General features: G+C 70.1%; 11 protein-coding genes. 8 read left to right on the top strand and 3 right to left on the bottom strand.

Going from position 1 to position 14562, the window contains the following annotated elements:
- The first annotated feature begins 25 nt into the window (after positions 1-25).
- The 7 genes from ACIGJI_RS08045 (at position 26) to ACIGJI_RS08015 (ending at position 9392) form a co-directional block, all read left to right on the top strand.
- Entirely contained in the window at positions 26-1288 is a 1263-nt protein-coding gene (locus tag ACIGJI_RS08045; protein ID WP_363444884.1) for a sugar ABC transporter substrate-binding protein, read from the top strand.
- Between the two features lie 4 nt (positions 1289-1292).
- Entirely contained in the window at positions 1293-2255 is a 963-nt protein-coding gene (locus tag ACIGJI_RS08040; protein ID WP_363444882.1) for a sugar ABC transporter permease, read from the top strand.
- Positions 2248-3138 (top strand): carbohydrate ABC transporter permease, encoded by an 891-nt coding sequence (locus tag ACIGJI_RS08035; protein WP_268777692.1) that lies wholly within the window; start codon positions 2248-2250, stop codon positions 3136-3138. Before ACIGJI_RS08040 ends, ACIGJI_RS08035 begins: the two co-directional genes overlap by 8 nt.
- A 3-nt stretch (positions 3139-3141) precedes the next feature.
- Positions 3142-4197, top strand: coding sequence for a LacI family DNA-binding transcriptional regulator (locus tag ACIGJI_RS08030; RefSeq protein ID WP_187663121.1), 1056 nt, complete (start codon positions 3142-3144; stop codon positions 4195-4197).
- Between the two features lie 41 nt (positions 4198-4238).
- Entirely contained in the window at positions 4239-5435 is a 1197-nt protein-coding gene (locus ACIGJI_RS08025; protein WP_363444880.1) for a Gfo/Idh/MocA family oxidoreductase, read from the top strand.
- 212 nt (positions 5436-5647) lie between these two features.
- A complete protein-coding gene (locus ACIGJI_RS08020) occupies positions 5648-6235 on the top strand; it encodes a TetR family transcriptional regulator (protein WP_363444878.1) in 588 nt (195 codons plus the stop codon).
- A gap of 16 nt (positions 6236-6251) precedes the next feature.
- Entirely contained in the window at positions 6252-9392 is a 3141-nt protein-coding gene (locus ACIGJI_RS08015) for an efflux RND transporter permease subunit (protein ID WP_363444876.1), read from the top strand.
- Positions 9393-9488: 96 nt separating this feature from the next.
- On the opposite strand, the gene ACIGJI_RS08010 is transcribed toward ACIGJI_RS08015, so the two are convergent.
- Positions 9489-10385, bottom strand: a complete 897-nt coding sequence (locus ACIGJI_RS08010) for an aldose 1-epimerase family protein (protein ID WP_363444874.1) — start codon at positions 10383-10385, stop codon at positions 9489-9491.
- Between the two features lie 273 nt (positions 10386-10658).
- Here ACIGJI_RS08010 and ACIGJI_RS08005 point away from each other — a divergent pair, with 273 nt between their 5' ends.
- A complete protein-coding gene (locus tag ACIGJI_RS08005) occupies positions 10659-12725 on the top strand; it encodes a DEAD/DEAH box helicase (RefSeq protein WP_363444872.1) in 2067 nt (688 codons plus the stop codon).
- Between the two features lie 89 nt (positions 12726-12814).
- Here the strand turns inward: ACIGJI_RS08005 and ACIGJI_RS08000 are convergent, their stop codons facing one another.
- Together ACIGJI_RS08000 and ACIGJI_RS07995 are read right to left on the bottom strand one after the other, a co-directional pair.
- A complete protein-coding gene (locus ACIGJI_RS08000; RefSeq protein WP_187663126.1) occupies positions 12815-13354 on the bottom strand; it encodes a YaeQ family protein in 540 nt (179 codons plus the stop codon).
- Between the two features lie 43 nt (positions 13355-13397).
- Positions 13398-14489 carry an Rv2578c family radical SAM protein gene (locus ACIGJI_RS07995; protein WP_363444870.1) on the bottom strand — a complete coding sequence of 364 codons (1092 nt, stop codon included), beginning with the start codon at positions 14487-14489 and terminating at the stop codon, positions 13398-13400.
- Positions 14490-14562: the final 73 nt, after the last annotated feature.

Genomic DNA, 14562 nt, shown 5'->3' with positions numbered 1-14562 from the left:
CGTGCACCCGTCAAAGGAGACCTCGATGCCCCGCACCTCCCGCCGCGCCCTGGGCGCTCTCGCCGCCTCCGCGGCCGCCGTCCTGGCGCTCTCCGCCTGCTCCTCCTCCGCGACCGGGGAGTCCTCGGGCGGCGACATCACCCTCAGCTACGCGATCTGGGACGAGAACCAGAAGCCCGCGATGGAGGACATCGCCGCCGCCTATACCGAGGAGCACCCGAACGTCACGATCGAGATCCAGGTCACGCCCTACAAGGAGTACTTCACCAAGCTCCAGACCGCGGTGACGGGAGGGTCGGCCGCCGACGTGTTCTGGATGAACGGGCCGAACTTCCAGCTCTACGCCTCGAACGGCCAGCTCGCGCCGCTCGACGACGTGGACGCCTCCGACTACCCCCAGGGCCTCGTCGACCTCTACACCTACGACGACGCGCTCTACGGCGCCCCCAAGGACTTCGACACCGTCGCGCTCTGGTACAACAAGACGCTGTTCGACGCCGCCGGAGTGGAGTACCCCAGCGCCGGCTGGACCTGGGACGACTTCACCACCGCGGCCGCGAAGCTGACCGACCCCGCGAGCGGCCGGTTCGGCGTCGCCGCGAGCCAGTACGGCCAGGAGAACTTCTACAACTCGATCGCACAGGCCGGCGGCGAAGTCATCTCCGCGGACGGAACTGAGACCGGCTACGGCTCGCCCGAGGCTCTCGAGGGCGTCGAGCTGTGGACCGACCTCATCGCTGACGGCTCCTCGCCCACGGCGCAGCAGATGACGGACACGAACCCGGAGGACTTCTTCCTGTCGGGCAAAGTCGCCATGTTCCAGAACGGCTCCTGGGCCGCCATCGCCTACGCGGACAACGCCGACATCGGCGACAGCGTCGACGTGGCTCCGCTGCCCGCAGGCCCGGAGGGCAACCAGAGCGTGATCCACGGCGTCGGGAACGTCGCGAACGCCAAGAGCGCGCACGTGGAGGAGGCGAAGGACTTCGCCGCCTTCGCGAGCGGCGAGCAGGCGGCGAAGATCCAGGCCGAGACCGGCACCGTGATCCCGGCGTTCAACGGCACGCAGCAGGCCTGGGTGGATGCGCTCCCGCAGTACGACCTGCAGGCCTACATCGACGCGCTGGAGACGGCCGTCCCGTACCCGGTGTCGAAGAACACCTCCGCGTGGACGAGCATCGAGAGCGAGGTGCTGTCCCAGGTCTGGTCCGGAGCGGTCTCCCCGAAGGAAGGCCTGCAGGATCTCGCCGCGCAGATGCAGACAGCGCTGGACGCCGAGCAGGAGTGACCGGATGACCGTCCTCGCGCCTCGCGCGGTCGCCCCCGCCGCCGGGCGGGCACCGGAGGCCCCGTCCTCCGGTGTCCGCCGGCGGCGCCGGACACCCGGTGCCTCGCCGTGGTGGGCCCTCGTCTTCCTCGGGCCCACCGCCCTGGGGCTGGCCGTGTTCTACCTGTGGCCGACCGTGCGCACGCTCATCATCTCCTTCACGAAGTCCGGCCCGTTCGGCGGCTCCGAGTGGATCGGGTTCGAGAACTACGTGCGGCTGTTCCAGGACCCGGAGCTCCTCGGCGCTCTGCGCAACACCGCGGCCTACACGGTGATCGCGCTGATCGGCATCCCCCTCGCGGTCGGGATCGCCGCGCTGCTGAACACCACCGGCCTCACGGGCCGCAGCGCCTACCGCACCCTCTACTTCATCCCCGTCGTCACCATGCCCGCGGCGATCGCCCTCGTCTGGCGCATGATCTACAACGGCGATTACGGCGTCCTGAACGCCGCCCTCGGCGCGGTCGGCATCGACGGGCGGAGCTGGCTGACCGACCCGAACACCGCATTGATCGCGATCGCCGTCGTCGGCATCTGGGCGGGACTGGGGACCAACATCGTCATCTTCCTCGCCGGACTCCAGGGCATCCCGGACACGATCATGGAGGCGGCCGACCTCGACGGGGCGGGCCCCGTGCGGAAGTTCTTCTCCATCACGATCCCGCTGCTGTCGCCGTCGATCTTCTTCGTCAGCGTCATCAGCGTGATCGGGGCTCTGCAGGTGTTCGACCTCATCTACATGATGCTCGGCCGCAGCAACCCCGCGATGCCGAACACCCGCACGGTCGTCTACCTGTTCTACGAAGCGGGTTTCCTCGACAACGACCGCGGGTACGCCGCCGCCGTCGCCTTCCTCCTGCTGCTGATCATCCTCGTGCTGACGATCGTGCAGTTCCGGCTGCAGAAGAAGTGGGTGCACTATGAGTGACGTCTCCCTCGACACGCGCGCGGTCGTCGGCGCCGCCCCCGCACGATCGCGGACGGCCGGCACGCCCCGGAACCGCGGACTGTGGATCGTGCACGTCGTGCTCATCGTCGGCGCCGCACTCATGGTGTTCCCGTTCGTCTGGCAGCTGCTGACCTCGTTCAAGACGCTGTCCGACTCGGTGCAGGTGCCGCCGTCGTTCCTCCCGCGCGAATGGGTGTTCACGAACTTCGCCGAGGTCTTCGACTCGATGCCGTTCGGCCAGATGTTCCTGAACTCCGTGCTCCTCACCGTCGGCCGCACGGTCGGGCAGGTCGCCCTGTGCACCATGGCGGGCTACGCGTTCGCGCGCATCGCCTTCCCCGGCCGGAACGCCCTGTTCGTCGTGTTCCTCTCGGTGCTCATGGTGCCCTCGCAGCTCTACCTGCTGCCGCAGTACGAGATCATCCAGGCGCTCGGCTGGCTGAACACGTTGCAGGCGCTCATCGTGCCCGGCATCTTCAGCGCCTTCGGGACCTTCCTGATGCGCCAGTTCTTCCTCTCCATGCCGGCCGAGCTGGAGGAGGCGGCGCGGATCGACGGGGCGAATCCGTGGCAGACCTTCTGGCGGATCATGGTTCCGCTGGCGAAGCCTGGCATCATCGCACTTGTGGTGTTCACCGTGCTGTGGTCCTGGAACGATCTGCTGTGGCCGCTGATCGTGACGACCGACCCGGCGAAGATGCCGCTGTCTGTCGGACTCTCGCAGCTCGTCGGCATCCACGGCACCGATTACCCGGTGCTCATGGCCGGCGCCCTGCTGGCGACCCTGCCCATGCTGGTGACGTTCATGATCCTGCAGCGGCAGTTCATCCAGGGCATCGCGTTCAGCGGGACGAAGGGATGAGACATGGCACAGCGTGAGCACGCCCCCAGCCGCCGACCGACGCTGCGGATGGTGGCCGAACGTGCCGGGGTGTCGACCGCGACCGTGTCGTACGTCTTCTCCGGCCGCGCCGGTGCCAGCGGGGCCGGCGTGGCCGAAGCGACCGCGGCCAGGGTGCTCGCGGCCGCGGACGAGCTCAACTACCGTCCGAACACCGCGGCCAGGGCGATCCGCACCGGTCGCAGCGGCATGGTGCAGCTCTCCCTCCATATGCTGAGCGATCCGTGGTCGCTGGCGGTGGCCGACGCCGTGAACGCCGAGGCGAACAAACACGGGCTCACGACGCTGATCCTCGCCGACGGCGACTGGCACGCGGCGCTCGACCGCGTCGAGAGCGACGTGGCATACCTCGACGGCGTCGGGCTGGACGAGGAGGACGCCCGACGGCTGGGCGACCTCGTCAAGCGCGGCCAGCGCCTCGTGGTGTTCTCGGAGCATCTGGAGCCGGACGGGTTCGACGTCATCCGCTCGGACGCGATCCCGGGGTGCGAGCTCGCGATGGACCACCTGCTGGAGCGGCACGCGGCCATCGGCTGCATCGCCGCGGAGGGCGCCGTCCGCCTCGCGGCCACGCAGGTCACGCGGTACACGCCGTACGTCGAGAAGCTCGCGGCGGCCGGCATCTCGCCGGACCCGGCATGGACCGTGACCTATGCCGAGACGCAGGCCAGCGCCTTCACCGCCGCGATCGAGCTGCTGTCGCAGGAGAACCGCCCGGACGCCGTGTACGCGACGACCGACTTCGCCGCGATCGCCGCGATCAACGCCGCCCACATGCTCGGGCTCCGCGTGCCTCACGACGTCGCGGTGGTCGGCGTCGGGAACACCCCGGACGCCCGGCTCATCGCCCCCACCCTCACCACCGTCGGCCCGACGGACTTCTACGAGCGGCAGGCGCGGATCATCGTCGAGAAGGCGCTCGAGAGCGACCCCTCACCCGGTGCGCTGCACGAGTTCCCCTGGGCCCTCGTCCCCGGCGGCTCGACCGATCTCGACGCCCCGGCTGCCCGCGGTCGCTGAGCCGCCCCCTCTTCTTCCCCCCCTTTCACGAAGGACTTCTGTTGGACCTCCACATCGGCATCATCGGCTTCGGCGCGCGCTCCACCCTTCAGGAGGAGGTGCATCGGCCGGACCACGGCTCCCGTATCACCGCCGTCTGCGACCTCGCCCCGCGTGCCCGCGAGGACGCCAGGGCGCTCGTCCCCGACGCCCTCATCACCGACTCCCTCGACGAGCTGCTCGCGTCCGGGGTCGACGCGGTCATGGTGCTGACCCCGGACGACACGCACGCCGCGCTGACCATCCGGGCGCTGGAGGCCGGGGTGCCCGTCTTCTGCGAGAAGCCCCTCGCGATCGACCTCGCCGATGCCGACCGCATGCTGGAGACGGCGCGACGGACCGGGACCCGCCTCTACATCGGCCACAACATGCGGCACATGCCCGTGATCACGCTCATGCGCGGGCTCATCCAGGCCGGGCGCATCGGGCAGGTGAAGGCCGTGTGGGTGCGGCACTTCGTGGGGCACGGCGGCGACTTCTACTTCAAGGACTGGCACGCCGACCGGAGCCGCACCACCGGACTCCTCCTGCAGAAGGGAGCGCACGACCTCGACATCATCCACTGGCTGGCGGGGGCGTACACCGAGCAGGTGGCGGCGATGGGCGGCCTCAGCGTCTACGGCGACATCACCAACCGGCGGGACCGCACGGGCGAGCGGATGCCCGACTGGTTCAGCATGGACAACTGGCCGCCGACCGCGCTCACCGGACTCCACCCTGTGGTCGACGTCGAGGACATCTCGATGGTGAACCTGCGGCTCGAGGGCGGGATCTTCGCCTCGTACCAGCAGTGCCACTTCACCCCGGACTACTGGCGGAACTACACCGTGATCGGCACCGAGGGGCGCATCGAGAACTTCGGCGACGTGGCCGGCAGCGAGGTGAAGCTGTGGAACCGTCGGCATGCCGGGGCGGCCGACGCGGACGAGGTGTTCGTCGTGCCCGAGGTGCCCGACGCCGGACACGACGGTGCCGACGCGCTGCTCGTGGCCGAGTTCCTCCGGTTCGTGCGGCACGGGGGTCTCACGGCGACCTCTCCCGTCGCGGCGCGCGAGGCCGTGGCCGCCGGCATCCTCGCCACCGCGTCCCTCCGGGGTGACGGCTCCGCGATCGCCGTCCCCCCGCTCGACCCCGATCTCGTCGCCTACTTCGAGCGCGGCCAGACCCCCTCCTCCGCCCCGTCTTCCTCCGCCGCCTGACCCCCTCCTCCGCCCCCACCCCGGTACGTTTTCGATCACGGGAGGAGATTCCCACCCGTGAGAGCGCGAAAAGGGACCGAGAACGGGGGTGCGGGGTGCGGAAGTGATCCGGCACGGCGGGGAGACAGGAAAGAAGCGGGCGACCGTTCTCAGGGAGTTCACACCGGAGCGAATGTACAAACGTACATGTACGGGTGTCCAGGGGGTGAGCGATGGTGGAGAGCGCGCGTCGGCGGCGTGACCCCGAAGCGCGTCGTCGGGAGATCGTCACCGCGACGGCCGAGCTGATCGTCGAGGTCGGGGCCGACGCCATCACGCATCGGATGGTCGCCGCCAGAGCCGGAGTGCCGCTCGGGGCGACCACCCAGTACTTCGACACCCTCGACGACCTGCGCACCGCCGCCTTCCGAGCGCTCGCGGACGAGATCGAATGCCGACTCGACGGAGTGCGGCAGACCCTCGCCGAACGGGGAGCCGGGGCCGACGTCATCGCGGCGCTCGTGTACGACAGCATCCACGACGGCCACGCGGTGCAGGCGGATCGGGCCGTCGTCACGGCAGCCGTGCACGATCCGCGTCTGCGCCAGCTCGCGCGTCACCTGTCCGACCGCCTCGTCGACCTCCTGGAGCCGACCTATGGCGCCGACCGGGCCCGAGCGGCGATGATCTTCATCGACGGCGTCATGTGGAGCACGCAGATCCGCGACGTCGATCTCGAACAGTCCTTCCTCGAATCCGCACTGGCGCGGATCCTCGGAGAACCTCTCTCCCTCCCATCCGCAGCGACCGCCACCCCCTGACACCGAGGACCCCGCCTTGTCGAAACTCGCCATCCTCAGCCTGAAGAACCGCGCCCTCATCGCGCTCGTGACGATCGTCGCCGCGGTGTTCGGCGGGCTCGCGCTGACCAACCTCAAGCAGGAGCTCATCCCGTCGCTCGAGCTGCCGGCGCTCGTGGTCATGACCACCTACCCCGGCGCCTCGCCCGAGGTGGTCGAGAACGACGTCTCGACGCCGATCGAGTCCGCCATCCAGGGCGTGCCCGACCTGGAGTCGACGACCGCGACGAGCACGACCAACGCCTCGATCGTGCAGGCGATGTTCTCGTACGGCACCAACCTCGCGACCGCGGAGCAGAAGATCCAGCAGGCTATCAACCGCATCTCCTCGCAGCTCCCGGAGGACGTCACCCCACAGGTGCTCTCGGTGTCGATCGACGACTTCCCGGTGATCCAGGTCGCGGTCACGGGCTTCGAGGACGCGGACAACGCCCAGGCGCAGCTGGAGAGCGTCGCGATCCCCGATCTGGAGGACGTCGACGGGGTGAACGCGGCGGAGATCGTCGGCGGCGTCGGACAGCGCATCACCATCACCCCCGACCTCGCGAAGCTCGCCGCGGCCGGTCAGAGCAGCGAGGCGATCAGCACCGCGCTGCAGCAGAACGGCACCCTCTTCCCCGGCGGTGAGATCACCGAGGACGGCGAGACCCTCACGGTGCAGACCGGCGCCAAGATCACCTCGGTCGACGAGATCGCCGCCTTGCCTCTCGTCGGTACCGCGGTGACCATCGGCGACGTCTCGACGGTGGCCCAGGTGTCGGACCCGGTGACCTCGATCTCCCGGGTCGACGGCGAGGATGCCCTGTCGATCTCCATCACCAAGCTCCCCGCCGCCAACACGGTCGAGGTGTCGCAGGGGGTGCTGGCCGCGCTCGACGAGATCGGGGAAGCGCTCCCGGACGCCGAGTTCACGGTCGTGTTCGACCAGGCACCGTTCATCGTGCAGTCGATCGACACCCTCGCCACGGAGGGTCTGCTCGGCCTCGTGATGGCCGTGCTCGTGATCCTCGTGTTCCTGATGTCGGTGCGCTCGACGCTCGTCACCGCGATCTCGATCCCGACGTCCGTCCTCATCACCTTCATCGGGCTGCAGGCATTCGGCTACTCGCTGAACGTGCTGACCCTCGGGGCGCTCACGATCGCGATCGGCCGCGTGGTCGACGACTCCATCGTGGTGATCGAGAACATCAAGCGCCACTACGTCGGCGACGCGGACAAGGGCGATGCGATCCGTCTCGCCGTGCGCGAGGTCGCCGCGGCCATCACCGCGTCGACCATCACGACCGTGGCGGTGTTCCTGCCGATCGTGTTCGTCGGCGACATGGTGGGCGAGCTGTTCCGTCCGTTCGCGATGACGGTCACCATCGCCATGGTCGCCTCGCTCTTCGTGGCTCTGACGATCGTGCCGGTGCTGGCGTACTGGTTCCTCAAGCCCGGCAAGCCGCTCCTCGACGAGAGCGGGAACGCGATCGACCCGGAGGACCCGGCGGCCCCGCCGACGCGGCTGCAGCGCGGCTACCGCCCCATCCTCGGCTGGACGCTGAAGCACTCGGGCATCACGGTGGCACTCGCGGTGGTGGTCCTCGCCGGGACGCTCGCCGCCGCCCCGCTGATGAAGGTGAACTTCCTCAGCGACTCCGGTCAGAACACCATGACCGTGACGCAGGACCTCGGGCCGACCGCGAGCCTGCAGGCGAAGTCCGATGCCGCTGCCCCCGTCGAGGAGGCCCTTCTCGACATCGACGGCATCGAGCATGTGCAGGCCTCCATCGGGTCGAGCGGGTCCGCGCTGCGCGACGCGTTCTCCGGCGGCGCGGGGATCACCTACTCGGTCCTCACCGACGGCGACGCCGACCAGGAGAAGCTGCGTGCCGAGGTGCAGGATGCCATCGACGGCCTCGGCGACGAGGTCGGCGAGGTCAACGTCGCGGCGTCCGCCGGCTTCGGCTCCAGCGACATCGAGATCACCGTGACGGCGGCGAACGGCGACGACCTCGCCACCGCGACCTCCGCCGTGGTGGAGGAGCTCGACGGCCGCGAGGGCATCGGGCAGGTCACGGACAACCTCGCCGAGGCCCTGCCGTACATCGCCGTGGTCGTGGACCGCGAGGCCGCCGCGCGGGTCGGGCTGTCCGAGGTCGCCGTCGGGTCGATCGTGTCCAACACGATGCGTCCGCAGCAGATCGGATCGGTCGAGATCGACGACACCGCGCTGACGGTGTACCTCGTCAACCCGGGGCCGCCGACGACCGTCGCCGCGCTCCAGCAGCTCGCGATCCCCACCGCGGCGGGCATCGTGCCGCTGCAGGACATCGCGACCGTCGAGCAGCGCAACGGCCCCACCTCGATCACCACCGAGCAGGGACGCCGCACCGCGACCGTCACCGTGCCGCCCGCATCGGACAACCTCGCGGTCGCCACACAGTCGGTCACCGAGGCGCTCGCCGCGGCGGACCTCCCGGACGGCGCCTCGGCCGAGGTCGGCGGCGTCGCCTCGCAGCAGGCCGATTCGTTCGCGCAGCTCGGCCTCGCGATGCTCGCCGCGATCCTCATCGTGTACGTCGTGATGGTGGCGACGTTCAAGTCGCTGCGGCAGCCGCTCCTGCTGCTGATCTCGGTGCCGTTCGCGGCGACCGGAGCCATCCTGCTGCAGATCGTCACGGGCGTGCCGCTGGGCGTGGCCTCGCTGATCGGTGTGCTGATGCTCATCGGCATCGTGGTGACGAACGCGATCGTGCTCGTCGACCTCGTGAACCAGTATCGGGAGAAGGGGCTGTCGACTGCGGAGGCCGTGATGGCGGGTGGGGAGAAGCGTCTGCGCCCGATCCTCATGACAGCGCTCGCCACGATCCTCGCCCTCACCCCGATGGCGCTGGGGATCACGGGGCACGGCGGGTTCATCTCCCAGCCGCTGGCCATCGTGGTGATCGGCGGACTCGTCTCCTCCACGGTGCTGACGCTCATCGTGCTGCCGACGCTGTACAACCTCGTCGAGGGCGCGCGGGAGCGCCGCCGGGCCCGCAAGGGCGAGCATTACGAGGATGCCGCCCCGGTTCCGGTCCATGCGGACGGCACACCGGTCAGCCGCCGAGAGCTGCGCGAGAACCACGGCGAGTAGCCGAGCGTTCACAACTCAGGAGAAAGGCCCCGATTCCGTCGGTGAGACGAGGATCGGGGCCTTTCCGTGTGGGTTCTCCTGAGTTGTGAACCGCGGTCAGGCGAAGGAGAGGCCCCACTCCAGCGTCCAGGTCTCGCCAGAAGCCAGACGGCGCACCCCGAGGCCGCTGTTGAACGCGTCCGCCGGAGCGGTCATCGGCTCGATCGCGACGGCGAGCGGGGTGCCGGGGTAGTTCGTCGCGGTGTACACCTGCACGAAATCGAAGCCCTCGCCCTGCCAGAGCGTGACGGTCCGGCCGTCGGGCGCCGTGAGGGTGTGCCGCACCCGGCCGTCGGGGTCGCGCACGAGGTCCGTGAACCCCGTGTCGAGCGAGACGTCACCGACACGGATGCCCTCGCGCAGGTCGGGGTCGGCGGGACGGGTGCCGGTCGGAAGCATGCGGTCGTCCGTCTCGAACACGGTGTGGGCCGGGACGCGGAGGACGAGGTCGTGCGGGTCGACGTCGCCGATCGTCGGGAACGGGTGCGTGCCGAGCGCGACCGGAGCCGCCGAATCGGACCAGTTGGTGAGCGTGTGCGTGACCTCGATGCCGTCCGCGGTGAGGACGTAGGCGACGGACGTCTCGATCAGGTACGGGTAGCCGGTCTGCGGAAAGACGGTCGCGCGCAGGGTCGCGGCTCCCTCCGTCTGCTCGACCGCGTAGGCGGTGTAGCGCAGGAGCCCGTGGCTGGCGGTGGTGGTCTTCGGCTCGCTGATCGCGAGCTGACGCACGGTGCCCTCGTCGTCCCAGCGGCCGTCCCGCACCCGGTTGGGCCACGGCGTCAGCACGACTCCTGAGCATGACGGCGTCGGGACGTCGAGCGGGTAGGGCGAGACGAGGTCGACCTCGCCGATGCGCAGGCCACGGAGCGAGGCGCCGACCTGGGCGATCTGCGCGGTCACGTCGCCGAGGCGGAGGTGGACCTGGGTGCCGGTGGGAGAGACGGAGTTCACCTCGACATCGTAGTGCCGCAGGCCGCCGGAGTGCGGGGGTCTCCCAGGGTCGCCGGGTAGACTGGGGCGGTCGGCTTCGGACACCCGCGCAGGGCGCGGACGTTTTTCAGTGTGTGAAGTGTGAGTCCAGGGGCCGATGGTGCGCGTCGATCGACGCGAATCAACCATCACAGGAATGGCCCCGGCCGCAGATCGTCCGGACTCCGCTGGATCGGAGTGCTCGCGCGTGCGCGCAGCGCTGTTCTCGTGCGAGAACGCAAGAAGGACACCCGAATGCCCAAGAACAAGAAGCCCCGTGGCGGTCGCGCCGCCGCGAACTTCGAGCCGCGCTACGGCGCTAAGAAGACCTCGTTCCACGACCGCCACCGACCGACCGGTGGTCGGGACACGGCCCGCGACGAGCGTCCCGCTCGCGAGGACCGCGACTCCCGGGCGACCGGCGGGTACGACCGCCGCCCCGGCAGCCGCAGCCCCGGCCACCGCGGCTATCGCCCGGAGGAGACCGAGTCCGGTGCGCCGAAGCGTCGGTGGAGCTCTCAGGAGCGCGCCGGCCGCGACGAGGCCCGCGGCATCCGCAACCGTGCGGAGTCCGGACGCCGCGAGGCCCCGCACCGCCGCGACGACCGCGCAGGCGCCGGCCGGTTCGACGCCCGCTCCGAGCGTCCGCGGTACAACGACCGCGCAGGGGCCGGCCGCTTCGACGACCGTCCGCGGCGCGACGACCGCGGCGGCTCGCAGCGACAGGGCTTCCGCGACGGCGACCACCGCGACGGGGGCCGCCCGCGCTTCGACGATCGCCGGAACGAGCGTCCGCGCTTCGACCGCGACGACCGTCCGCGGCGCGATGACCGCGGCGGCGACCGCGCCCGCGGCAACGACCAGGGGGCCGACCGCTCCTACGACGCCGCCCGTGCCCGCCGCGCCTTCGACCGCGACCGCACGCAGCGCTCCTTCGAGGGCGGGCGCGAGCGGCCGTCGACCGGCGGGGCCTACCGTACCGAGCGTCCGCGTCGGGACGAGCGCCCCCGCCGGGACGAGCGTCCGACCCGCAACGACTGGAACGCGAAGCCGAAGGCGGCGTTCGAGCAGGCCGACGACGTCGTCCACGAGCGCCTCGAGGCGCAGGCCGTGCAGGCCGTCGAGGTCGAGGGCATCACGTTCGCCGATCTCGGCCTCGGCTCGAACATCACCGAGACCCTGAACGGCATGGGGGCCGCGACGCCGTTCCCGATCCAGGCGGCGAGCATCCCCGCCGTCCTCGAGGGGCGCGACGTGCTCGCCCGCGGCCGCACGGGCTCCGGCAAGACCATCGCCTTCGGCGCGCCGCTCGTCGAGCGGGTGCTGAAGTCGCAGGCGGGCAAGCGTCGCGAGTTCGGCCGCTCGCCGCGCGCGATCATCCTCGCCCCGACGCGCGAGCTCGCGCTGCAGATCGACCGGACCATCCAGCCGATCGCCCGGAGCGTGGGCCTGTTCACGACGCAGATCTACGGCGGTGTGCCGCAGGGTCGTCAGGTGGGTGCGCTGAAGAAGGGCGTCGACATCGTCATCGGCACCCCCGGCCGGGTCGAGGACCTGATGAACCAGGGCAAGCTCGACCTGTCGGACTGCCGGATCGCGGTGCTCGACGAGGCCGACCACATGTGCGAGCTCGGGTTCGTCGAGCCCGTCCAGCGCATCCTCCGCCGCACGGCCGAGGGCAGCCAGAAGCTCCTGTTCTCCGCGACGCTCGACCGCGAGGTCGCGGCGCTCGTGGACGAGTTCCTCGTCGACCCCGCCGTGTTCGAGGTCGCGGGCGAAGACCAGGGCTCCAGCACGATCGAGCACCGGGTGCTCGTCATCGAGCACCGCGACAAGGCCGACATCCTCACCTCGCTCGTCGACCGCGAGGGCAAGACCCTGGTCTTCGCCCGCACCCGTGCCTACGCCGACATGCTGGCCGACCAGTTCGACGACGCGGGCATCCCCGCGGTCTCGCTGCACGGCGACCTCAACCAGGCCAAGCGCACGCGGAACCTGGAGAAGCTGACCTCGGGCCGGGTGAACGTCCTCGTGGCCACCGATGTGGCCGCGCGCGGCATCCACGTCGACGACATCGACCTCGTGGTCCAGGCCGACGCGCCGGACGAGTACAAGACGTACCTGCACCGCTCGGGTCGCACCGGTCGCGCGGGGCGCTCGGGCCGGGTCGTCACGCTCATCACGCGGCAGCGCCAGCGTCGGATGACCGAGCTGCTCGGTCGCGCCGAGATCGAGGCGCCGTTCGAGCAGGCGCGCGTGGACGACGACGTGATCGAGGAGATCGCGGGGCGCGTGCCGTCCGCCGCGGAACTCACCTCCTGACGCGTTCGGGATCAGAAAGGCCCCGGAGACTTCGGTCTCCGGGGCCTTTTCGCACTCCGCACCGGGAAGGTGCGCGGGCAGCCGGGGTGTCAGGGGAGGGTGTGCTCGTGGAGGGTGGTCGTCAGGGACGTGCCGTTGAGGTCGAGGTAGAGAACGCGCTCGGTGACCGTGAGGGTCAGGGTGTTCCGGCGGGCGAGGTGGGGCGTGGCGCTCTCGATGAAGCCGGGGTCGAAGCTGTACACCCGGATGTCCTCGGAACGATGGATGCGCTTGTCGGCCCACGGCGCCATGACCTTGGCCGGGTCGCGGTGCGTGTAGACCACTGTCCGGTCTGCGAGGCGGGAGGCGTGATGCAGCCGCGCGGCATCGGGAGCGCCCACCTCGATCCAGACGGTGACTCGGCCCGTGAGGTCGCGCACGAGCACCGCCGGCTCCTCCGTGTCGGAGACGCTGCCGCCGAACGCGATGCCCTCCGCGAACTCGAGCCCGTAGGCGAGGACCCGGGTGAGCATGTACGCGTCGGTCTCGGACGGATGCCGGGCGGCCCGGAGCGAGACGTCTTCGTAGACCCCGCGATCGGTGTCGGCGAGCTGCATCTCGAACGTGTGGACTGTCGAACCGATCGCCATGATCCTCGAGCCTACGCGGAGCCGCGCCCTCCGGCCGACCGGGTCAGAACAGCATCGGCTGCGGCGGGGCGGCGGCCGCGCGGCCGCTCGGCGTGAACATGACCGGCCCGGCCGGCGGCGTCTCCGTCTGGACATGCCCTTGGCCCGGGCGGGACCCGCGCCGCGGATAGTCGTCTTCGTGCCGGCCGTCGAGCCCGTGCATCCGGATGAGGGGGCGAGCGCGCTTGGCGAGCCACTGCCGGTACGGCTTCGGTGCCTCGACGGAGGCCCCGGGATACAGCCCGCGATACGACGACACGAGATCGGGACGGTTCTCACCGAGCCACTGGAAGAACCACGGCTTGACTCCCGGACGCAGATGCAGGGCCCCGTAGATCACGCTCCGCGCTCCGGCGGCCTTGATACGGCGGAGGGCGTCGTCGATCGCGGGAAGGGAGTCGGTCAGATGCGGCATGATCGGCATGAGGAACACCGTGACGGGGAAGCCGGCGTCGGCGAGCGCGCGCACCGTGTCGAGGCGGGCCTGCGTGGTCGGGGCGCCCGGCTCGATCGCCTTCTGCAGCGCGTCGTCGTACATCGCGATCGACATCTGCACGTCGACCGGCACACGCTGCGCCGCCTTCTTCAGCAGCGGGATGTCCCGACGGATCAGCGTGCCCTTGGTCAGGATCGACATCGGGGTGCCCGACGCCGCAAGCGCCTCGATGATGCCGGGCATGAGGGCGTAGCGCCCCTCGGCCCGCTGGTACGGGTCGGTGTTCGTACCGAGGGCGACTGTCTCGTGCTGCCAGCTCCCGCGGCGCAGCTCCCGCTCGAGCACCTCGACGACATTGACCTTGACGACGATCTGGGTGTCGAAGTCCGCGCCGCCGTCGAGGTCGAGGTACTCGTGCGTGCCCCGGGCGAAGCAGTAGGTGCACGCATGGGAGCAGCCGCGATAGGGGTTGATGGTCCAGGCGAAGGGCATGCGCGACGCCCCGGGGACGTGGTTGAGCGCTGACTTCGACAGCACCTCGTGGAACGTCATGCCGGCGAACTCCGGTGTGGTCACCGTGCGGAGGACGCTCGAACGGTTCTCGAGGCCCGGCAATGCCGCCTCGTCGCTGTCCGCGAGTTTCTGTCCCTGCCACCGCATCCTCCCAGTCGAACAAAGAATCGAATCGAAGTCAAGTGAGTGTGGCACTGATGTTCGAATGGAAGAATGGGGG

This window comes from Microbacterium sp. NPDC064978 (genome assembly GCF_044543605.1).
Lineage (GTDB): Bacteria > Actinomycetota > Actinomycetes > Actinomycetales > Microbacteriaceae > Microbacterium > Microbacterium meiriae.
This window is presented reverse-complemented; position numbering and strand designations above follow the sequence as displayed.